The organism is Plesiomonas sp. (genome assembly GCF_051652165.1).
Taxonomy (GTDB): domain Bacteria; phylum Pseudomonadota; class Gammaproteobacteria; order Enterobacterales; family CAMTGL01; genus Plesiomonas.
This window is the reverse complement of the sequence record NZ_JBOFTR010000014.1, coordinates 1-20968: the sequence shown is the minus strand read 5'-3', so window position 1 is coordinate 20968 and position 20968 is coordinate 1. Positions and strand designations below refer to the sequence as shown.

The window sequence follows — 20968 nt, the reverse complement described above, 5'->3', positions numbered from 1 at the left end:
CGGATATTGTCCAACTATATCAATAATCAATAATCAATAATCAGTAATCAGTAATCAGTAATCAGTAATCAGTAATCAGTAATCAGTAATCAGTAATCAGTAATCAGTAATCAGTAATCAGTAATCAGTAATCAGTAATTATTACGATCGATCGTTAATATCACAATGACCAATCCGGCTAAAGCACCAGAATGCGACAATAAACAGTAATGCCCAGGGAACAGCCAACATCACGCCAATAATGAAATCTTGCATATTGTACCCCTGACTGAATAATTTATATTCCTACCATAGGGCAAATTTTTGGTACATGATATTTTAATAAAATGAATATTACGTTCATTAAAAATGAACGTTAAGGCAGTAATAGCATAAAAAAAGCACAGACAAGTTGATGTCTGTGCTGTGAGTTGATAGCAATACGTATACTACAATACGCATACTATACAAAGAGTATAGGTTGAGGTTTACAGATGTGGGCCTGCTTGTACCAGTGCTGCACCTTCTGGCGTATCAGTGTACTTGTCAAAGTTAGTGATAAAGCGTTGTGCCAGATCTTTGGCTTTATCTTCCCACTGTGCCAGTTCACTGTAGGTGTGGCGTGGGTCAAGAATACCGGTATCTGCTCCTGGCAGTGTCATTGGGATCTCAAGGTCGAAAATCGGCAGGGTAGCTGTCGGCATCTCTTCGATTGAACCATCGAGAATCGCATCAATAATTGCACGGGTATCTTTGATGGAGATCCGCTTGCCCGTACCGTTCCAGCCGGTATTGACCAGATAAGCCTGAGCGCCGGCCGCTTCCATACGCTTCACCAGCACCTCAGCGTACTGTGTCGGGTGCAGCGTCAGGAAAGCTGCGCCAAAACAGGCCGAGAATGTCGGGGTTGGCTCGGTGATCCCACGCTCTGTACCGGCCAGTTTAGCGGTAAAGCCAGACAGGAAGTGGTACTTGGTCTGCTCAGGAGTGAGTTTTGAAACCGGAGGCAACACACCAAATGCATCTGCGGTTAGGAAAATCACTTTATTGGCGTGGCCAGCTTTTGATACAGGTTTAACAATATTTTGAATATGGTTGATAGGGTAAGAGACGCGGGTATTTTCAGTTTTTGCGCCATCATCAAAATCAATAGAACCATCAGCGCGAACGGTTACGTTTTCCAGCAGCGCATCACGCTTAATGGCATGGAAAATATCGGGCTCCGCCTCTTCGGAGAGCTTAATGGTTTTTGCATAGCAGCCTCCTTCAAAGTTGAATACACCGTCATCATCCCAACCATGCTCATCATCACCAATGAGGCGACGTTTAGGATCGGTGGATAAGGTTGTTTTTCCTGTGCCTGACAGACCAAAGAAGATCGCAACATCCTCTTTTTCACCCACGTTAGCCGAGCAGTGCATGGAAGCAATACCTTGTAGTGGCAGCAGGTAGTTCATCACAGAGAACATCCCTTTTTTCATCTCGCCGCCATACCATGTGCCGCCAATCAGTTGAATGCGTTCGGTGAGATTAAATGCGACAAAGTTTTCCGAGTTCAGGCCTTGCTCTTTCCAGTGTGGATTGGTGCATTTTGCGCCATTCATCACGATAAAATCAGGGGTGAAGTGTTGTAACTCTTCTGTGCTTGGGCGGATAAACATATTTTTGACAAAATGCGCTTGCCACGCCACTTCCGTAATGACACGCACTTTAAGGCGAGTATCAGGGTTTGCGCCACAAAATGCATCAATAACAAAAAGACGCTTGTGTGATAGTTGTTTAGTCACCAATGCTTTGAGATCGTGCCACACATCAGGGGTGATTGCTTTATTATCATTTTTGCCTTTTCCCTGATCAGCCCACCAAAGGGTATTACGGGTGGTATCATCGCGGACAATGTATTTATCTTTCGGGGAACGGCCGGTAAAAATACCGGTATCAACAGCCACTGCACCTATATTGGTGACAATGCCACGCTCATAGCCAGAGAGGTTTTTGCAGGTTTCTTCTTGGAATAGCAGTTCGTAGGATGGATTGTAGATGATTTCGTTAACGTCTTTAATGCCATAACTGGCCAGATCTAAGACGATTGGGCTTTCTACCTCTAATACACTCATCTTTCAGCTCCTTTGTAATTGGACAATTCCTTGTTCCTAATAGCCATACTAATGATGTGCCTAATCGATACAGCGAGCATCATCAAACTTTGGTTATTATTTTTAAGGGAAACACAAAGAAATGGCGGGAATGTTCCCGCCTTGTGATCAGTGTAGCTGATTTGATGAATTTATGTGTGATCCGTTTCGAAGTGCCTGAATATCTATCGCATCGAATCGATAATGGGCTTGGCAGTAGTCGCAATGCATATCAATTTCACCGTTTTCTGACAGAATCTGCTCTATTTCCAGCGGATCTACCGTCAAAATGGCTGCGCCAGAGCGTTCACGTGAGCAGGTACAACTAAAGCAAACCTCTTGCGCGGGGTAGACAGTGACCTCTTCTTGATGATACAAGCGATACAACACCTCTTCAGCATCTAACCCAAACATTTCATTGGCGGTCATGGTGACTGTTAACTGGCTTAAATGTTCGAACTCATCGCCATTGGCATGTTCATCAGGTAGCACTTGCAGCAAAAAACCGCCTGCAACTGGCTGGCCTTGGTGTGCGCCAGTCAGTAAAAATAGGCGGGTAGGGAGCTGTTCTGACTGAGCAAAGTAGCCCTCTAAGCATTCCGCTAATGTCTCACCTTCTAAACCCACAATCCCTTGATAACGCTCACCCTGATTTGGGGTAATTGTGATCACTAAATGCCCTTGGCCTATCATCTGGCGCAACGTCATCTCATCAGTGATATTCCCCTGAACACGGGCAACACCGCGCAGTTTTTGCAGGTGATCACCATTAATGACCGCCAGACGTAATGGGCCATCACCCTGCAGTTGTACTGTAATTGTACCCTCAAATTTTAATGTTGCGGTCAGCAAGCTTGTGGCCACGAGCATCTCACCAAGAAGGCGCTGAACGGGCAGCGGATAGTCATGATTATCGAGCATCTGCTGATAAGTTTGAGCCAGACGCACCATCTCTCCGCGTACAGAGACTTTATCAAACAGATAGCGGTGCAGTTGGTCGTGTGTGTTGGGGCTTAGAGATGTGAGTTCATGGTTGTGCATAACATTCTCTCAATAATTAATAACACTGTGTTGTTATTCAGCGTCGTGATATTTAAAGCGGATCAGATCTCGCCGCTCTTTTTTATCGGGTCGTCGGTCAGGGTGTGGCATAGATAATGCATTCATTTTGCGGGCAAGACTCACTTGTTCGCGCAGTTGAATACTCTCTGCTGTTTCTTGATACATCAACTGTGCTTCAGTTGCACTGCGGCGCTGTTCAGCAACCTGCAAGATAACTACCGTTCGCGTGTCGTTTCCCTGTCGTAATGCCAAGGTTGCGCCTGATTCGACCAGTTTGCTCGGTTTACTGCGTTGACCGTTGTAGTGCACTTTGCCGCCGTCGACCATTTCACGTGCAAGTGCCCGTGTTTTATAAAAGCGAGCAGCCCAGAGCCATTTGTCTAAGCGTACGGCAGGAAGAGCGTCAATATCTTGTGGCGCACCGCCGTTTTTTGGATGGCGTTTTCCGCACATTGGCAACCCTCTGCTGCGATGAGCGAGAACATAAAAGAAAATTATCTCATTTCTGCGATGAGAAACCTACTGTTGCAAGCGCAGTACAGGTAGTGTTTGGTCATACAACGAGTAGAGAGAAAAGAGTGGAAAGGATGTGTAAAGCAAGCAATAAAAGTCAAAATCTAATAGCTTGTTTTTTATGTTTAATCAAATGATATTTTCGTGATTTAAACTGAAATTTTCCAAAAAGAATGTGTTGTGCATTTCAGTGAGTAATGATTTATTGCATAATATTGCAGTAATCTGTCATGTTGTTTTCTTGTGCAATGCCCTCTGTGTGAAACAGGCAAAGCCATAATTGACGGTATTGTTGCGGTTTAGCTTGGTATTGTGTGTAAAAGTAATGAGAAGGACATTATTTGTCATGTTTATTACTTGTTGCGTGATTATGGTAACTCAAGAGCTCTGTTGAGTTAATAACATAGGGAAATAGCGGTGGTTTTGTTTGCCCGATTTTCAACAATACTGCATCAGTGCACGCAACCTCAATGGCAAGACCGTTGTGCACGCGGGTTGCAGCGTGCGTTATGGTTTGCTTGCATTTGGAGCGTAGGCCAGTTGGTGTGGTTTATTTGGCCAAAACCAGACCCTGTGGTATTACCGCCAACTGCTCCTGTGCAGGTACAAACAACCCCTACTCATTTATTAACTGAATCAGATCTTGGTGTGGTTTTTCAACAACAGTGGTTTGGGTCATTAGCGCCAACCCCAATTGTTGACGAACCGGCCAAAAAAGTGATTGTCCCCACAAAGCTCAATTTTGTGTTGCGTGGTGTTGCGCCCAGTCAAGATGCCGCCCGCAGTGTTGCCGTGATAGAGGCACAAGGTAAACAGCAGAGCTATATGCTAGGGGAAAAAGTGGGGGGATCAAACGTGACATTGTTAGCCGTTGAGCCATTGCAAGTGTTGCTCGATAACGCCGGTCAACACGAGGTTTTGCGTTTGCCCGGTGAGCCTGCTGCCACTGAGTTATCCGCGCGTCGTCAGTCTACAAGTGCCGAGAGTAACACTCGTTCATCAACTCACATCACCACGAAAACGCCCCCAGTTCAAGAAACAGCAGTGAGTGATGAGCCTGCTGCCGAAAGCACTGCCATAAACACAGAGTTAGCCGCAGTGCGTGCCTTAATTGCACAAGATCCGCAAAAAGTGCTGAATTACATTCGATTAAGCCCAATACGCAAAGAAAAAACCTTGGTGGGATACCGTGTTTCACCAGGGGCTAACCGTGCTTTATTTGACTCATTTGGCTTAAAAGATCAAGACATTGCGGTGGCATTAAATGGGTTGGATTTAACTGACGATCAGCAAGCTATGCAGGTTATGCAACAGCTTGCGACGCTCACAAGTATCACCCTCACTGTACAGCGTGCAGGAATGCGTTATGACATTCTTGTTACGCCTTAAATTCGATGAACATTTGCGTAATACAAGGGCAAACCATGAGTAATGACATTGCATCCGAATCTTTAACTCAGCTCAGGTTTGCCTGTAAACGGGTAAAACCGACATTAAAAGCCCTGACGATGGCATCATTGTTGATGCTACATGGGGTTGCATGGGCAAATGAGTTTTCGGCAAATTTTAAAGATACCGACCTCAATACTTTTATTGATACGGTTGGCCGAAATTTAAATAAAACCATTATTGCTGACCCCTCAATACAGGGGCGCATTAACATTCGCAGCACCGATTTGCTCACGGAACGCCAATATTATCAGTTGTTTTTGAACGTATTGCAGGCTAACGGTTATTCAGCGATTCCCATGGATAACGGTGTGCTTAAAGTGGTCAAATCACGCGATGCAAAAACAGAACCTTTACCGGTTGTTAGTAATGGTAGTGGTGGTTTTGAAGGTGATGAAATGATCACCCGCGTTGTTCCTGTACGTAATGTGTCAGTGCGAGAACTCGCACCGCTACTGCGTCAGCTTATTGACAATGCAGGCTCAGGCAACGTGGTTAACTATGACCCTTCAAATGTCATTATGCTGACAGGCCGCGCATCTGTGGTTAACCGTTTAGCTGATGTGATTCATCGGGTTGATTTAACTGGGAATAAAGCCTCAGAAGTGGTTGCATTAAATAATGCTTCTGCCTCAGAGATGGTGCGAGTGATTGATAGCCTCAATAAAGCTAACGATCAAAATCAACCTGCTACCTTAAAATCACAAGTCGTTGCCGATGAACGAACTAACAGCATTGTGATCAGTGGTGATCCAGCAGTACGTGAAAACTTAAAACGCTTAGTCCGGCAGCTTGACTCTGAAATTGAAAATACCGGCAACAGCCGAGTCTTTTACCTTAAATACAGTAAAGCAGAAGATCTGGTTGAAGTCCTCAACCAAGTCAGCGGTACGCTAAAAGCAGGCAAAGAGGCGCAACAAGGGCAAGCAGCAGGGGGGGCACGTGGTAACGCGTTAGTCTCGATTGCAGCAAATAAGAATACCAATGCGCTGGTTGTCACAGCACCACAAGATATTATGCAATCTTTACAAAGTGTGGTGACACAGCTTGATGTACGCCGTGCACAAGTTCATGTTGAAGCACTGATTGTTGAAATAGCCGAAGGGAATAACATCAACTTTGGTGTGCAGTGGGGGTCAAAAAGTGCTGGTTTAGTGCAATTTGCCAATGGTAATCAGATCCCAATCGGCCCGTTAGCTGGGGCACTGTATCAGGCCAAACCTGAACAGGGTTCAACCATCATCAATGATAATGGCTCAACAACGATTAACCCAGATAAACCTGGTGATATCTCTGCATTAACCCAGCTTTTAAGTGCATACAGTGGAGCGGCAGTCGGTATTGTCAAAGGGGATTGGGCTGCCTTGGTACAAGCAGTAAAAACAGATTCAAACTCCAACGTACTCTCAACCCCAAGTATTACCACACTGGATAACCAAGAAGCCTCATTCATGGTAGGGCAAGATGTGCCCGTGCTAACAGGTTCAACCACCGGCTCTGATAATAAAAATCCGTTTAATACCGTTGAACGTAAAAAAGTCGGCACCATGCTGAAAGTTACCCCGCAAATCAACGAAGGGAATGCCGTTCAACTGACCATTGAACAAGAAGTATCAAAAGTAGAGGGCCAAACCAACCTCGATGTGGTGTTTGCCGAGCGTAAATTAAAAACTACCGTATTGGCCGATGATGGCGATCTGATTGTACTGGGAGGGTTGATTGATGATCAAAGCGGTGAAAGTGTCGCAAAAGTGCCGTTATTGGGCGATATTCCGATTTTAGGCCACCTGTTTAAATCAACCTCGAACAAGAAAGAAAAACGCAATTTAATGATCTTTATCCGCCCGACTATCCTGCGTGATGGTATGGCCGCTGATGGCGTTTCGCAACGAAAATACAATTATATTCGTGCCGAACAGCTCTATCGCAATGATAAAGGTATGAGCCTGATGCCGCGCACGTCACTGCCAATTTTGCCTGAATACGGTAAAGACGTTGATTTACCTGCTGAAGTCCGTGCATTTTTAAATGCTCGGGGGTTAAAAGTATGAGTGAGCAGGACGTTGAACAGCCATCACGCCGTTTACCGTTCAGTTTTGCCCGCCGTTTTGGGGTGATCTTTGATGCGGAATCAGCCTATCAGACCGTGGCCCAAACCGATGTAGAGAAACCGACCCAGATTGAGGACACATTATCGCACCATGTTGGATTAGGTGGGTGTATTTACCATGTTCAACCACTCTCGCTTGAGGTATTGCTTGAACTGCGACGTGTCATCGGCAGTGCGTTTCACGTGCAGCAACTTGCCCCAGCAGAATTTGAGCAGCGATTGACCGAGTCTTACCAGCGTGACTCTAGCGAAGCGCGCCAACTGATGGAAGATATCAGTGCTGACGGTGATTTTTACACACTGGCAGAAGAGCTGCCGCAGACTGAAGATCTGCTCGAAAGTGAAGACGACGCGCCGATCATCAAATTGATCAACGCTATGCTCGGTGAGGCCATCAAAGAGGGCGCATCCGATATTCACATTGAAACGTTCGAGAAAGTGTTGGTGATTCGTTTTCGGATTGATGGCGTACTGCGCGAAGTGCTGCGGCCAAGCCGAAAACTGGCCACCTTACTGGTTTCGCGGATCAAAGTTATGGCGCGGCTGGATATTGCGGAAAAGCGTATTCCACAAGATGGTCGAATTGCGCTATTGCTTGGCGGGCGAGCTGTAGATGTGCGTGTTTCGACAATGCCATCAAACCACGGCGAGCGGGTAGTACTGCGTTTGCTGGATAAAAATCAAGCACGCCTGACACTTAGTCATTTGGGTATGCAACCACAAATGAGCACCATTTTTCGCTCACTGATCTTCAAGCCACATGGCATTTTATTGGTCACTGGCCCAACAGGTTCAGGAAAAAGTACCACTTTGTATGCAGGCTTACAGGAGCTCAACAGCCAAGAGCGCAATATTCTGACAGTGGAAGACCCGATTGAGTACACCCTTGAAGGCATCGGGCAAACACAAGTGAACAGCAAAGTGGATATGACCTTTGCCCGTGGATTGCGCGCTATTTTACGTCAAGACCCTGATGTGGTGATGATCGGTGAAATTCGTGATTTGGAAACCGCACAAATTGCAGTACAAGCCTCATTAACAGGCCATTTAGTGCTCTCAACGCTGCACACTAATACCGCTGTAGGCGCAGTGACCCGTTTGCGTGATATGGGTATTGAGCCTTTTTTGATTTCATCAAGCCTATTGGGTGTTTTGGCACAGCGTTTGGTTCGCACCTTGTGTGCCGATTGCCGCCGCCCTGCACAAGCTACAAGCGAAGAGCGTAAAACATTAGGTATCACTCATACAGATCCTGTCACCTTGTATCATGCAGAAGGTTGCCCTAAATGTAACCAAAAAGGTTATCGCGGGCGTACCGGCATTCATGAATTACTTGTCGTAGATGAGACGGTACGTGAAATGATCCACAGTGATGCAGGAGAGCAAGAAATAGAGCGTTATACACGCCAACGTAGCCCCAATATTCGTGAAAATGGCATGAGTAAAGTCTTAATGGGGATCACCACTCTCGAAGAAGTACTGCGAGTGACGAGGGAGGGGTAATGGCTGCGTATCAATACCGCGCCCTGAGCGCCAGTGGTAAAACAGAAAAAGGGGTTATTGAGGCGGACTCTACACGGCAAGCACGTCAACTGCTGCGAGATAAAGGGTTGTTACCCACCGAACTGATAGAGAGCACTGCGCGGCAAAGCGTGAGTGCTGAGGGCGTGAAAACGGGCATTCCACGTTGGCAACGTGGTGCAAGTGCCGCAGATCTTGCGCTAATCACCCGCCAACTTGCCACCTTGGTACAAGCCTCGATGCCACTGGAAGAGTGTTTACGGGCAGTGGGAGAGCAGTGTGAAAAAGCACATCTAAAAACACTCATGTTTGCTGTGCGCTCACGGGTACTTGAAGGTTACACACTGGCCGACAGCTTACGTACACACAGTAAAGTCTTTGATGAGCTATTTTGCGCTATGGTGGCCGCCGGTGAAAAATCAGGGCATCTCGATGCAGTCTTAAATCGGCTTGCTGATTACACCGAACAACGGCAACACATGAAAGGCAAAATGCTGCAAGCGATGCTCTATCCACTGGTACTCACCGTGGTTGCAATCGGGGTAATCGGGATTTTGCTGGCTTCTGTTGTGCCTAAAGTGGTGTCACAGTTTGAGCATCTAGGGCAAGCACTGCCAACATCAACCCAGATCTTAATCATGCTCAGTGACGGTGTTCGAGCCTATGGGTTATTGATTGTCATCGGATTATTTGCTGTCTCAGTCGTGTGGCAACGTTTGCTACAACGCCCAATGATTCGCCTGCGTTGGGATCAGCGTATTTTACGTATTCCGTTGGTAGGTAAAGTCAGTCGTGGGCTCAATACAGCCCGTTTTGCACGTACACTCAGTATTTTGTCATCAAGCAGTGTGCCCTTACTTGAAGGAATGCAAATTGCAGCGAGTGTGGCGTCAAACCGCTATGTTGAACAACAGGTTATGGCAGCATCAGAGCGCGTGCGTGAAGGCACAAGTCTACGCGCAGCACTTGATGAAAGTAAATTATTTCCCCCAATGATGCTGCACATGATTGCTTCTGGTGAGCGCAGTGGTGAGCTCGAACAGATGTTAACACGTGCGGCTGATAACCAAGATCGAGAATTTGAATCGTTAGTGAGCCTCGCATTGGGGGTTTTTGAACCGGTACTGATTGTCAGTATGGCGGGCATTGTGCTGTTTATTGTTATCTCAATTTTGCAACCTATGTTGCAGCTTAATAACATGGTCGGTATGTAAACCGTAAGCCGAGGATCGGCTTTTTATTTCAGGAGTTAAAACTATGCAAAAGCCTTTCACCGCTTCTCGTCAGTCTGCATCCCCCCAGCAAGGTTTTACCCTGCTTGAAGTGATGGTGGTTATTGTGATTCTCGGTATTTTAGCCAGCTTAGTTGTACCTAATTTGTTGGGAAATAAAGAGAAAGCAGATCAACAAAAAGTCGTAAGCGATATCATCGCCTTAGAAAACAGCCTTGATATGTACAAACTCGACAACAGCACTTACCCCACAACCGAGCAGGGTTTACAGTCATTAGTTAGCAAACCCTCAGGCACACCTGAGCCGCGTAATTACCGCGAAGGGGGCTATATTAAACGCCTTCCTCAAGACCCTTGGGGTAATGAGTATCAATATCTTAGCCCAGGTGAAAAAGGCGCAACCGATGTTTACTCACTAGGTTCTGATGGGCAAGAAGGCGGAGAAGGGAGTGCTGCCGATATTGGTAATTGGAACATCAACGAGTATCAAAAATAGTGATACGCCGTGGCTTTACTCTGCTGGAAATGATGTTGGTGATCTTTCTTATTGGTCTGGCAGGCAGTGGTGTGATGATGATGCTGCCAGATAATAAGCAAGATCAAGCCAAAGAGGAGGCACAACGCTTTCTCGCACTGGCACAACTGATGCAAGAAGAGGCCATATTAGGCGGTCGTTTATACGGTATTCGTATTGATAAAACGCGCTACCAACTGATGCAACGTGAGCAAGGAGAGTGGCAACCGCTGCGTGACCAAAAATTCACCACGGCCGTCACTCTACCGCAAGGGCTGACACTTGATCTGATGCTTGGTCAGTACCGCTGGCAAAATGCACAAGAGAGTGATTTGGAATTAAGCCGCATGCGCCTGAACTTGCATGATGAAAATACCACGCTCAATGATGAGCAAAATAAAAACAAACAGCCACCACCACAAATTTGGCTTGATGCCGGCGGGGATTCATTGCCCTTTACCCTTAGTTTTAAAACAACAGAGCGTATGGCAAACCACAACGCACCTTGGGCGATTAAAGGTGAAGAGAACGGTGATTTACAGTTAGTGGCCCCATCAACGCAGGATAGCCAATGAAACGCGGCTTTACACTGTTAGAAGTGCTGGTTGCACTGGCTATTTTTGCCGTTGCAGCGTTAGCTGTCGTGCAGGCAGCCAGCGGCCATATCCGCAGTTTAAGCGTTTTAGAAGAGAAACTACTGGCAAGCTGGGTGGCTGAAAATCAGCAAGCACTACTGGCATTAATGCCAGCAGCCGAACGGGTGCGCGAGCAACAAGGCCAAGCGACACTGGGTGGCCACACATGGTATTGGCGCAGTAAACCGGTGAAAACACAAGCGCCTTTATTGCAGGCTATTGATTTGAGCGTTAGCCCAAAAGCGAGTATGTCGCCCACCGTTGCGGTATTGCGCAGCTATTTTAGCCGTGATGATCGTGCTGCGGAGAACCCATGATGCCACGCTGCACAATATCATCAGGTTTTACCTTACTGGAATTGCTTATCGCAATTGCCATTTTTGCTTTTTTGACAATGAGTGCTTATCAAGTTGTAGACGGCGTGCGGCGTACCGAAGTGATCAGTAAAGAGCACAGCACACGTTTAATTGAATTACAAAAAAGCATGCAATATCTACAACGCGATTTAGGGCAGATGCTTGCAAGAAAAGTACGCAGTGATTTTGCAGATCCTGAACCGGTATTACTTGTGGGTAATGGTCTGCTTGGCTCTGACAGTATGGGTATTCGGGTCGTTCGGAGTGGGCTAATTAATCCACAAATGCAATTACCCCGCAGTCAACTATTACGGGTAGGGTATCGTATAAAAGATCAGCAACTTCAACGCCTTGTATGGCCGGTTGTTGACGCACCAAGCCGTACTGAACCGACAGTACGCACCGTTTTACATGATGTTCAAACCATGAAGTTAGCATTTTATAACGGGAAACGTTGGCAAGATAATTGGGATGACGCTAATACCCTACCGCAAGCCCTACGTTTAACGCTGACATTGGCTGATCGTGGTGATATTGAGCGCATTTGGTTACTGGGCAATGGGATAGTGAACCAGGCTAATCCTAACAGTGCTGAGGGAAGTGAATGATCACAAACTACTCTCGCACTACGCTCCCTCAAACTGCGCCGCGTTCTGGCATGGCGCTGATTGTCGTATTGATGTTACTGGCAATATTAACCGTACTGGCTAGTCAGTTAACTGTACGTTTACAGCAACAGATCAGACGAGCAGAGAATCAGCAGCTTTATACACAAGCATATTGGTATGCCATGAGCAGCGAAGCCTTGGCAATCAGTGTATTAAATGCCTCATTAAGTGATGAAAAGCGTGTGCATTTAGGGCAGCCATGGGCCGTAGGAAAGCAGCGTTTTCCACTGGATCAAGGCAGCATCACAACTGAGTTAGTTGATATGCAATCGTGTTTTAATCTCAATGCCTTTGCTGGGCTAAAACACCCAGAAGGTAGCATCGAACGGCCCTTGCTCGCAAAACAGCTCTTAGCGTTACTCAGTAGTATTTCGATTAATGATAAGCAATTAGACAATTATCAAGCCGAAGTGATTACCGATAGTGTGTGGGAGTTTGTTGACACAAATAGCACTGTCGATACGCAATATGGCGTGGAAGATAGCCACTATCTTGGGTTGCCGGTGCCATATCTTGCACCGAATACACTGTTAGCAGATATCAGTGAATTACGGGCCGTCAACGGGGTTGATGCCACGATTTATCAGGCGATCGTACCTTATGTCTGTGCCTTACCTGAGAAGAAGTTAGAGATTAATATCAATACATTAACAGAGGATCGCGCCCTCTTATTGCAAGCACTGTTTACCCCTCATCTCTCATTAGAACAAGCGAAACGCGCGATAGGTGATCGTCCACGAGATGGGTGGATTGATGTACAAGCCTTTCTCAATAGCCCTATTATTGCAGGGTTAGATCCAGAAGTGAAAAAAGCAGTAACCCCGATGCTCACAGTTAATAGCCACTACTTTTTGCTCACATCACATGCACAAAATGGGCGTATTGAACTAACACTGCGCAGTGGGTTAGCAAAAGATAAAAAAGAGAGCACATTTTATGTTCTGCGGCATCAGTTAGGAGAAGTTGAGTGAACAGCGTCCTCGTTATTCGGTTGCCCGCAGAGGCGACAGACAGTGTCAGTTGGTTACTGTGGTCAAAAGATCAACAAAAACCACATGTGGGAGGGGATCTTCCAAGCACAGAGGCATTAACGCAGCTTTCTGATTATCAGCAGCACCCACTTTGGGTTCTTGTGCCAGGCCACCAGATCAGTGTACGCACATGTACTCTACCAAAAGGGGCAGCAAAACAGACAGAAAGTGTATTACCTGTCTTGCTTGAAGATGATCTGGCTGCAGATATTGACGATCTGCATTTTGCTTTATTACACCGCAGTGGCAATGAGGCACAGGTTGCCGTTGTGGAACGGCAAAAAATGGAGCAGTGGTTAACATGGTTAGCTGCCGCAAATTTAAACGCCCAGCGGCTATTACCTGACTGGTTAGTATTGCCATTATCTGCCAATACAATAAGCATACTGCAACTGCAAAATGATTGGCTCGTTAGGCAACATGAATGGCAAGGATTTACAGCTGAGTCTGAACTTTTACCCTCGTTGTTTGAGGCACTGTATCGTAAAGTCGAGTGCACTGACACGCCTCAAAATGCGGATACAGAGAGCACGATAACGGATCACCCAACACATTGTGATCAGCGTGTTGAACCTCAGTACCGTGTACAAAGTTATAGCCCATTGCCAAATCCCTCTTTTGCGCCAACACTGCCGCTTATTTGGGAATATACCCCCCTTACACACGGGCACAGCGCACTTGCACTTTTAGCACAACATGCGCTCAACACAGACAACAAGCACAAAATTAACTTACTGACTGGGCCGTTTGCACCTAAACATGCTTATCAGCAGCAGTGGCAACGCTGGAAACAGGTGGCTCTTGCCGCCAGTATATTACTCAGTGTGATATTTGTTGATCGCGGTGTACAACTGTGGCAACTCACTCGTCAAGCCGATCAAGCTCAATTACAGGCAGAGAACGCCTATCGAGCACTCTTCCCGCAACAAAAACGCTTAGTAAATTTACGCGCACAACTCAACAGTGTTTTACGCCAAATGCGTGGTCAACCGGTCATGCAAGGGCTAATACCGCGTCTACGTAAAGTGGCAGAAACCTTTATTGAAGAGCAACAAACAACAGCAACACCTACCGTGCGTTTTATGGGCATGAAGTATGACCGTGATCGTCAAACACTGCGTATTCAGGCAAAAGCGGCTGACTTTGCTCAACTAGAACAACTACGCTCTGCTCTTAGCAGCCAGTTTTCAGTAGAGCAAGGTCAGTTATCACGTGAAGCTGGGCAAGTTATCGGCGCACTAACAATCAAGGAGAAACGCTAATGCCAATTTGGTGGAAACAACTCTCCTTACGAGAAAAACGGCTATTACAAGTGGGTGGGGGGTGCTTACTCTTAGGGATGTTTTTCTGGGGGATATGGCAACCGTTGAATCAACATATTGCCCAGCAAGCACTACGCTTGCGCCAAAATCAACAACTGCTGACACAAATACACGCCTCTACGGAAAGCATTCGCCGTTGGCAACAGCAACAAAGCAAAACCACGACAGCAGATAACAGCAACCAAAGCCTATCACAGCAAGTTAGCTTCAGTGCCAGCCAAAATGGGCTAAAAGTGATCCGAATGCAGCCACAAGATCGCTCATTACAGTTATGGATAGAAGATCTTCCGTTTAACCAGCTACTTAGCTGGCTACTCAAGCTGCGGATTGAGTATGGAGTAGATGTCGTTTATCTCGACCTGCTGCCCACAGAACAACCGGGCATGGTGAAAGTAGAACGTCTGCAATTGGAGCAACCATAATAATGCGTACTGTATGGAAAAACACCCTATTACTGGCAGGGGTTGCAGCACTGAGTATCACTGCCCATGCGCCAGCCTACCTATTACGCCCTCTACTTTCTGCTGTTCACCCTGAACTAAAATTAGGTACATTAAGCGGCTATTGGTGGCAAGGTCATGCCGCTCAAGCACGCTATCAGCAGTGGGATTTAGGTGAAGTGAGCTGGAAAATGAACTGGCTTGCACTCTTGCAATTGCAATTGGCCATTGAACTTAACGTTGGTCAAAACAGCGCATTACATGTCGCAGGGCAAGGTGAAGTGCGCCGCACATGGTTTGGTTGGACACTGCATGAATGGCGGATTAGCTTACCGGCAAACAGCATCAACACTGCCGCACCAACGATCCCGATGACACTGGCTGGCCGTATTGACCTTACGCTTACTACTGCAAAACTGACCGCTAAAGGGTGTGAACAACTGCAAGCCATGATTACATGGAATCAAGCAGGTGCAACCTTGATGGGCAATGAAATCACCGCAAAACCTGCAAATGCAGTGCTCTCTTGCCCACAGCCACACACTCTGCACGCTATCTTAAAAGCACAATCACCGCAATTTGTGGTTGATGCCCAAACCAACCTAACATCAACCGGGTGGGATCTTAACGGCACGCTACAGCCTAAAGCCCTCACACCGATGCTAAAACAAACACTATCACTGCTTGGCTCACCTGACACAAAAGGGAGTTATCCCTTACAGCTTAAACAAGCTTGGTAATATCACAGTGTGCAATCACAATGATCACTATCAAGCCGCGCTATTAACATCAATGGCCTATAAACAGACCTCAACAAACAAGATGAACACACCCTTTTGGGGCAACATTTAACAGATATATTCAGCTATCCACATAGTCAAATCATATTCTCAGCGGTACTATCAGCGTAGTCATCAGATCAACAACATGATCAGACAGGGGCAACGCAAACGTATTATGGATAAAACATTACATAAACCGACCATACTCTCAATAAAAACAGCAGCGCGTTCGCGTCTGTTTCATATTGAATCAGTAAACTTGCGTTTCAGTAATGGCGTTGAGCGCATATATGAACGAATGCGTCCTCGCCAACGAGAGTCTGTAATGATTGTACCCATAATCGACGATGATCTGCTGCTCATTAGCGAATATGCCGTTGGCGTAGAGAGTTATGAACTTGGCTTTCCAAAAGGATTAGTTGATCACGGAGAGAGCATTCTGGCCGCCGCTAACCGCGAACTGATGGAAGAGGTCGGTTTTGGTGCTCACCAACTCACAGTTTTAAAATCCGTTATGATGTCACCGGCATACTTCTCAAGCCAGATGACATTGCTGCTGGCCCGTGATCTATACCCTTGCAAACTCGAAGGGGATGAACCAGAGCCACTGACACTGATTCGCTGGCCATTACGTGATATTGATGCACTACTTGCACTGCCAGAATTTAATGAAGCTCGTGCCATGACCGCTCTGTTTATGGTGCGTGATTGGTTAAATAACCCGATTACATCTCCTGTCACACCCGCATCTCATCCCTAAACGGAGCACCCTATGACACCGAAGGCGTTGTTATCATCTGTATTGGCAATAGCACAAGAGGCAGGCCAATTGATTGCGGATATCTATCAACAAGGTGATTTTAAACAGCAGATTAAATCAGATCATACACCTGTTACCAGTGCAGACTTAGCTGCACATGCGCTGATCACTGAACGCCTGCGTACACTCACACCAGATATTCCAGTTTTATCTGAAGAAGACTGTCATATTCCCTTAAGCACACGTCATCAATGGGCGCGTTACTGGTTAGTTGACCCTCTTGATGGTACACAAGAGTTTATCTACGGAAGCGGTGAATTTACCACCATAATAGCCTTAATCGAGCAACATAAACCGACGCTAGGTGTCGTATATGCACCGATTAGTAAAGTCAGCTACTATGCAACCGATGCGGGTGGTGCATTTAAGCGCGATATCAACGGGATCATTACCCCACTTCAGACCCGTAAAGTCGATGAACAAACAAAACAGATCATACTGGCTGTCAGTCGCCGTCAGTCGGAAGCCATGCTGGCGGAACAACTCAACCCAGACTGGCACTATACCTTACTGCCACATGGCTCAAGCTCACTGAAAAGCTGCATGGTCGCCGAAGGCATTGCCGATGCTTACCTGCGTTTAGGCCCTACAGGGGAGTGGGATACCGGTGCTACCCAATGTATTTTACATGAAGCAGGGGGCAATTTATCTGATACCTATCTAAAGCCATTGAGCTACAACCAACGTGAAACCTTAGAGAACCCAAACTTTATCAGTATTGGTGATCCGACTCTGCCGTGGAAAACCATTCTTACCAATTAGATGTCACTAAAATGAGTCTATTTCTCATTTCGCGGTTACACTTCACACACGTTATAAAAATGTTTGATTGATGTGTGAAGGTCTGTATATGGGTAAGCGTCTGCCATTAAGTTTAGGGCAAATTGAGCCATTATCGATTGCCCACCCCATTTGCTATAACAAATTAGCACTGGTCTGCGAAGGTGGCGGGCAACGCGGCATCTTTACTGCAGGTGTTTTAGATGAGTTTTTAGGTGATGATTATTACCCATTTAACCTCATTTTAGGAACATCGGCAGGCGCACAAAATGCATCTGCTTATGTACTGAATCAAACAGGCTATGCACGCAATGTCATTACCCGTTTTACTACCCAAAAACGTTTTTTTAGCCCAATGAGTTTTGCCTCTGGTGGGCACATGCTTAACTTAGATTGGCTGATAGACTCCGTCTCCGAAGTCTATCCATTGGCGTTAGAGCGTGCAGAAAAACGGCTGCATAACCGTGAGTTTTTGATGTGTGCCTCACGTTACGATGACTTTAAACCCGTATACTTTCCTGCACATGCAGACAGTTGGCACGACAGCATGAAAGCTTCATCTGCTATTCCTGGTCTATATCGAAATGGTGTTGATGTGGCAGGTGAGCGTTATTGGGATGGTGGCATTAGCGCAGCAATACCTGTTGAAGAGGCTTACCGGCGTGGTGCCGATGTCGTCGTCGTGATCCGAACTGTCCCTTCAGAACCGTACTATACATCAGAGTGGTTAAGCCGTTTTAGCCAATGGCTATCACACAGTAAATTTAACCATATGGCGAAAATGGTTAAACACCATGCACAAAGCTATCAGCAAGCACAGCACTTTTTACTCAATCCGCCAGATAACTTACGGATTATTGAAATTTATCCACCACATAGCTTGGCCAGTAAAACCTTAGGCAGCAAGCAAAATGAACTCGATCATGATTACTGGGTTGGGCGACACTGTGGGCGCTATTTTCTCTCTGCTGTTGCCCCATGGCTACAAGCAAATACTGATTAACTGCCCACAGATCATCCCGCTTATGGTAGTCATTTAGCGTACGTTAACCATCAATGAGTTACTTACGCAGTGCTACACGCTCAATAGCGTGCGCTGATCCTTTGGTCAAAATCAAACTGGCCCGCTCTTTTGTTGGCAAAATATTTTGCTCTAAATTCAATCCGTTAATCTCATCCCAAATTTGATTAGCAATCTGTACCGCTTCTGTTTCAGGAAGTTGTGCATAGTGGTGAAAATAGGAATCAGGATTAGAAAATGCCCCTTGGCGAAATTTTAGAAAGCGATCGATATACCAGCTTTTTAATAACGCCGTATCTGCATCAACATAAATAGAGAAATCAACAAAGTCAGAAACAAACACACGATGTGGATCATGCGGATAATCCATGCCACTTTGTAGCACATTTAGCCCTTCAAGCAGCAATATATCTGGTTGCTCAACCACTTTTTGGGTCTCTGGCATAATATCGTAAATTAAATGCGAGTAGACTGGCGCGGCCACATTGGGTTTGCCTGATTTAATTTCAGAGATAAATTGCACCAAACTTTTCATATCATAAGATTCAGGAAACCCTTTTTTCTTCATGATATTGCGCTCGTGAAGCACTTTATTTGGATGCAAAAAACCATCGGTTGTTACCAACTCAACATTACGGTGCTCTGGCCAGCGAGTTAACAGGGCTTGTAAAATACGTGCAGTCGTACTTTTCCCTACTGCAACACTGCCTGCAATGCCTATTACATACGGTATTCGCTGGCGTTCGCGGCCTAAAAACTGATCTAAAACCGATTGCCGGCGCAGATTTGAGCGAATATAAAAATTTAGCAAACGCGATAGCGGTAAATAAATATCCACTATTTCATCAAGTGAAAGCTCGTCATTAATCCCTTTTAGGCGTGATAAATCAGACTCTGTTAACGTCAACGGGATTGAATCACGGAGATTTGCCCATGCTTGTCTATCAAAAGAAACAAAAGGTGTAGCAATATCTTGATGTTGTGTCATAGCCAAATCCGGGGTTAAACCAAACCTATTTAACCACTAAAAAGAGCACAATACAGTGAGTGCCTGTGGCAAAGGCGATAGTATAGAACGTAATAAGCACATTCTTTGAACAAAATCTACGCAGTTGAACTATTTCATGTTTTTTTTTCGATAAAACAGTTGCATCGCCCCTCAAGTACCCATAAAATGCGCAGCACTTGTGGTACGCCGACTTAGCTCAGTAGGTAGAGCAACTGACTTGTAATCAGTAGGTCACCAGTTCGATTCCGGTAGTCGGCACCATAACAAAGAATCCGGAGGGATTCCCGAGCGGCCAAAGGGATCAGACTGTAAATCTGACGGCTCAGCCTTCGAAGGTTCGAATCCTTCTCCCTCCACCAAATTACCAGAATGTGGTAGCCGAGTTTCAGGATGCGGGCATCGTATAATGGCTATTACCTCAGCCTTCCAAGCTGATGACGCGGGTTCGACTCCCGCTGCCCGCTCCAATGTGCTGATATGGCTCAGTTGGTAGAGCGCACCCTTGGTAAGGGTGAGGTCCCCAGTTCGACTCTGGGTATCAGCACCATCTCACCTGAATCTTTCTATCCCATTCTAACGTTGTTCTATATTCAACAAGCCATGCTTGGTTGATGTGGTAACTATTACCACCGATAACCGCGTCTAGAGGGACTATTCAATGTCTAAAGAGAAATTCGAACGTACTAAACCGCACGTTAACGTTGGTACTATCGGCCACGTTGACCACGGTAAAACTACCCTGACCGCAGCAATCACTACCGTACTGTCAAAAGTATACGGTGGCCAAGCTCGTGCATTCGATCAAATCGATAACGCACCAGAAGAGAAAGCTCGTGGTATCACCATCAACACTTCTCACGTAGAGTATGACACTCCAAGCCGTCATTACGCACACGTTGACTGCCCAGGTCACGCCGACTACGTTAAGAACATGATCACCGGTGCTGCTCAGATGGACGGCGCGATCCTGGTTGTTGCTGCAACTGATGGCCCAATGCCACAGACTCGTGAGCACATCCTGCTGGGTCGTCAAGTAGGCGTTCCTTACATCATCGTGTTCCTGAACAAGTGTGACATGGTTGATGATGAAGAGCTGCTGGAACTGGTAGAAATGGAAGTGCGTGAGCTTCTGTCTCAGTACGATTTCCCAGGTGACGACACTCCAGTTGTTCGTGGTTCAGCGCTGAAAGCACTGGAAGGCGACGCAGAGTGGGAAGCGAAAATTGTTGAACTGGCAGAGCATCTGGACAGCTACATTCCACAACCAGAGCGTGCAATCGACAAGCCATTCCTGCTGCCAATCGAAGACGTATTCTCAATCTCTGGCCGTGGTACAGTAGTTACCGGTCGTGTAGAGCGTGGTATCGTTAAAGTTGGTGAAGAAGTTGAAATCGTAGGTATCAAAGATACCACTAAAACAACTTGTACCGGCGTTGAAATGTTCCGTAAGCTGCTTGACGAAGGCCGTGCAGGTGAGAACGTAGGTGTTCTTCTGCGTGGTACCAAGCGTGATGACGTAGAGCGTGGTCAAGTACTGGCTAAGCCAGGCTCAATCAAGCCACACACCAACTTCGTAGCAGAAGTTTATA

General features: G+C 46.3%; 20 protein-coding genes and 4 tRNA genes. 20 read left to right on the top strand and 4 right to left on the bottom strand.

The features are described from left to right. Positions 1 to 467: 467 nt before the first annotated feature. The 3 genes from pckA to hslR form a co-directional block, all read right to left on the bottom strand. Complete coding sequence (gene pckA / locus ACRC53_RS08125) at positions 468 to 2096, bottom strand: phosphoenolpyruvate carboxykinase (ATP) (RefSeq protein ID WP_438642971.1); 1629 nt, start codon at positions 2094 to 2096, stop codon at positions 468 to 470. 147 nt (positions 2097 to 2243) lie between these two features. Continuing rightward, entirely contained in the window at positions 2244 to 3155 is a 912-nt protein-coding gene (gene hslO, locus ACRC53_RS08120; protein WP_438642970.1) for an Hsp33 family molecular chaperone HslO, read from the bottom strand. 33 nt (positions 3156 to 3188) lie between these two features. Then, positions 3189 to 3629: a ribosome-associated heat shock protein Hsp15 gene (gene hslR / locus ACRC53_RS08115; RefSeq protein ID WP_438642969.1), complete on the bottom strand. Its 441-nt coding sequence runs from the start codon at positions 3627 to 3629 to the stop codon at positions 3189 to 3191. 477 nt (positions 3630 to 4106) lie between these two features. Between hslR and gspC the strand changes: the two genes are divergently transcribed. From gspC to ACRC53_RS08040, 15 genes are all read left to right on the top strand, one after another. Then, the gene (gspC, locus tag ACRC53_RS08110) at positions 4107 to 5078 is read left to right on the top strand and encodes a type II secretion system protein GspC (RefSeq protein ID WP_438642968.1); all 972 of its coding nucleotides are present in this window, start codon (positions 4107 to 4109) and stop codon (positions 5076 to 5078) included. Between the two features lie 35 nt (positions 5079 to 5113). After that, positions 5114 to 7189, top strand: a complete 2076-nt coding sequence (gspD, locus tag ACRC53_RS08105) for a type II secretion system secretin GspD (RefSeq protein ID WP_438642967.1) — start codon at positions 5114 to 5116, stop codon at positions 7187 to 7189. Continuing rightward, positions 7186 to 8751, top strand: a complete 1566-nt coding sequence (gspE, locus tag ACRC53_RS08100; protein WP_438642966.1) for a type II secretion system ATPase GspE — start codon at positions 7186 to 7188, stop codon at positions 8749 to 8751. The genes gspD and gspE overlap by 4 nt, the downstream gene beginning before the upstream one ends. Beyond that, positions 8751 to 9983, top strand: coding sequence for a type II secretion system inner membrane protein GspF (gene gspF, locus ACRC53_RS08095; protein ID WP_438642965.1), 1233 nt, complete (start codon positions 8751 to 8753; stop codon positions 9981 to 9983). The genes gspE and gspF overlap by 1 nt, the downstream gene beginning before the upstream one ends. Positions 9984 to 10026: 43 nt before the next feature. Continuing rightward, entirely contained in the window at positions 10027 to 10497 is a 471-nt protein-coding gene (gspG, locus tag ACRC53_RS08090; protein ID WP_438642964.1) for a type II secretion system major pseudopilin GspG, read from the top strand. Next, entirely contained in the window at positions 10497 to 11090 is a 594-nt protein-coding gene (gene gspH / locus ACRC53_RS08085) for a type II secretion system minor pseudopilin GspH (RefSeq protein WP_438642963.1), read from the top strand. The genes gspG and gspH overlap by 1 nt, the downstream gene beginning before the upstream one ends. Then, on the top strand, positions 11087 to 11467 hold the full coding sequence (gene gspI, locus ACRC53_RS08080) for a type II secretion system minor pseudopilin GspI (protein ID WP_438642962.1): 381 nt from the start codon (positions 11087 to 11089) through the stop codon (positions 11465 to 11467). Before gspH ends, gspI begins: the two co-directional genes overlap by 4 nt. Continuing rightward, positions 11464 to 12114, top strand: coding sequence for a type II secretion system minor pseudopilin GspJ (gspJ, locus tag ACRC53_RS08075; RefSeq protein ID WP_438642961.1), 651 nt, complete (start codon positions 11464 to 11466; stop codon positions 12112 to 12114). The genes gspI and gspJ overlap by 4 nt, the downstream gene beginning before the upstream one ends. Then, positions 12111 to 13145 carry a type II secretion system minor pseudopilin GspK gene (gene gspK, locus ACRC53_RS08070; RefSeq protein ID WP_438642960.1) on the top strand — a complete coding sequence of 345 codons (1035 nt, stop codon included), beginning with the start codon at positions 12111 to 12113 and terminating at the stop codon, positions 13143 to 13145. Before gspJ ends, gspK begins: the two co-directional genes overlap by 4 nt. Further along, positions 13142 to 14467 (top strand): type II secretion system protein GspL, encoded by a 1326-nt coding sequence (gene gspL, locus ACRC53_RS08065; RefSeq protein ID WP_438642959.1) that lies wholly within the window; start codon positions 13142 to 13144, stop codon positions 14465 to 14467. The genes gspK and gspL overlap by 4 nt, the downstream gene beginning before the upstream one ends. Beyond that, positions 14467 to 14949: a type II secretion system protein GspM gene (gene gspM, locus ACRC53_RS08060; protein WP_438642958.1), complete on the top strand. Its 483-nt coding sequence runs from the start codon at positions 14467 to 14469 to the stop codon at positions 14947 to 14949. Before gspL ends, gspM begins: the two co-directional genes overlap by 1 nt. 2 nt (positions 14950 to 14951) lie before the next feature. Then, positions 14952 to 15707, top strand: a complete 756-nt coding sequence (locus tag ACRC53_RS08055) for a type II secretion system protein N (RefSeq protein ID WP_438642957.1) — start codon at positions 14952 to 14954, stop codon at positions 15705 to 15707. A 217-nt stretch (positions 15708 to 15924) separates the two neighbouring features. Beyond that, a complete protein-coding gene (gene nudE, locus ACRC53_RS08050) occupies positions 15925 to 16509 on the top strand; it encodes an ADP compounds hydrolase NudE (protein WP_438642956.1) in 585 nt (194 codons plus the stop codon). 12 nt (positions 16510 to 16521) lie between these two features. Beyond that, positions 16522 to 17331, top strand: a complete 810-nt coding sequence (gene cysQ / locus ACRC53_RS08045) for a 3'(2'),5'-bisphosphate nucleotidase CysQ (RefSeq protein ID WP_438642955.1) — start codon at positions 16522 to 16524, stop codon at positions 17329 to 17331. A gap of 70 nt (positions 17332 to 17401) precedes the next feature. After that, positions 17402 to 18352, top strand: coding sequence for a patatin-like phospholipase family protein (locus ACRC53_RS08040; protein ID WP_438642954.1), 951 nt, complete (start codon positions 17402 to 17404; stop codon positions 18350 to 18352). A 58-nt stretch (positions 18353 to 18410) separates the two neighbouring features. Here the strand turns inward: ACRC53_RS08040 and coaA are convergent, their stop codons facing one another. After that, positions 18411 to 19358, bottom strand: a complete 948-nt coding sequence (gene coaA, locus ACRC53_RS08035) for a type I pantothenate kinase (RefSeq protein ID WP_438642953.1) — start codon at positions 19356 to 19358, stop codon at positions 18411 to 18413. Between the two features lie 206 nt (positions 19359 to 19564). Here coaA and ACRC53_RS08030 point away from each other — a divergent pair. The 5 genes from ACRC53_RS08030 to tuf form a co-directional block, all read left to right on the top strand. After that, positions 19565 to 19640, top strand: a tRNA-Thr gene (locus ACRC53_RS08030). Between the two features lie 13 nt (positions 19641 to 19653). Next, positions 19654 to 19738, top strand: a tRNA-Tyr gene (locus tag ACRC53_RS08025). A 33-nt stretch (positions 19739 to 19771) separates the two neighbouring features. Beyond that, positions 19772 to 19846 (top strand) — tRNA-Gly (locus ACRC53_RS08020). A 4-nt stretch (positions 19847 to 19850) separates the two neighbouring features. Continuing rightward, positions 19851 to 19926, top strand: a tRNA-Thr gene (locus ACRC53_RS08015). A gap of 111 nt (positions 19927 to 20037) precedes the next feature. Beyond that, positions 20038 to 20968 (top strand): elongation factor Tu (gene tuf, locus ACRC53_RS08010; RefSeq protein ID WP_438642952.1); only part of this gene is annotated, 931 nt, incomplete at its 3' end.

Bases quoted from the DNA above. Each gene is read 5' to 3' on its own strand.
- pckA (WP_438642971.1), bottom strand. From the start codon at position 2,096: ATGAGTGTATTAGAGGTAGAAAGCCCAATCGTCTTAGATCTGGCCAGT.
- hslO (WP_438642970.1), bottom strand. From the start codon at position 3,155: ATGCACAACCATGAACTCACATCTCTAAGCCCCAACACACACGACCAA.
- hslR (WP_438642969.1), bottom strand. From the start codon at position 3,629: ATGTGCGGAAAACGCCATCCAAAAAACGGCGGTGCGCCACAAGATATT.
- gspD (WP_438642967.1), top strand. From the start codon at position 5,114: ATGAGTAATGACATTGCATCCGAATCTTTAACTCAGCTCAGGTTTGCC.
- gspE (WP_438642966.1), top strand. From the start codon at position 7,186: ATGAGTGAGCAGGACGTTGAACAGCCATCACGCCGTTTACCGTTCAGT.
- gspF (WP_438642965.1), top strand. From the start codon at position 8,751: ATGGCTGCGTATCAATACCGCGCCCTGAGCGCCAGTGGTAAAACAGAA.
- gspG (WP_438642964.1), top strand. From the start codon at position 10,027: ATGCAAAAGCCTTTCACCGCTTCTCGTCAGTCTGCATCCCCCCAGCAA.
- gspI (WP_438642962.1), top strand. From the start codon at position 11,087: ATGAAACGCGGCTTTACACTGTTAGAAGTGCTGGTTGCACTGGCTATT.
- gspJ (WP_438642961.1), top strand. From the start codon at position 11,464: ATGATGCCACGCTGCACAATATCATCAGGTTTTACCTTACTGGAATTG.
- gspK (WP_438642960.1), top strand. From the start codon at position 12,111: ATGATCACAAACTACTCTCGCACTACGCTCCCTCAAACTGCGCCGCGT.
- gspM (WP_438642958.1), top strand. From the start codon at position 14,467: ATGCCAATTTGGTGGAAACAACTCTCCTTACGAGAAAAACGGCTATTA.
- ACRC53_RS08055 (WP_438642957.1), top strand. From the start codon at position 14,952: ATGCGTACTGTATGGAAAAACACCCTATTACTGGCAGGGGTTGCAGCA.
- nudE (WP_438642956.1), top strand. From the start codon at position 15,925: ATGGATAAAACATTACATAAACCGACCATACTCTCAATAAAAACAGCA.
- cysQ (WP_438642955.1), top strand. From the start codon at position 16,522: ATGACACCGAAGGCGTTGTTATCATCTGTATTGGCAATAGCACAAGAG.
- ACRC53_RS08040 (WP_438642954.1), top strand. From the start codon at position 17,402: ATGTGTGAAGGTCTGTATATGGGTAAGCGTCTGCCATTAAGTTTAGGG.
- coaA (WP_438642953.1), bottom strand. From the start codon at position 19,358: ATGACACAACATCAAGATATTGCTACACCTTTTGTTTCTTTTGATAGA.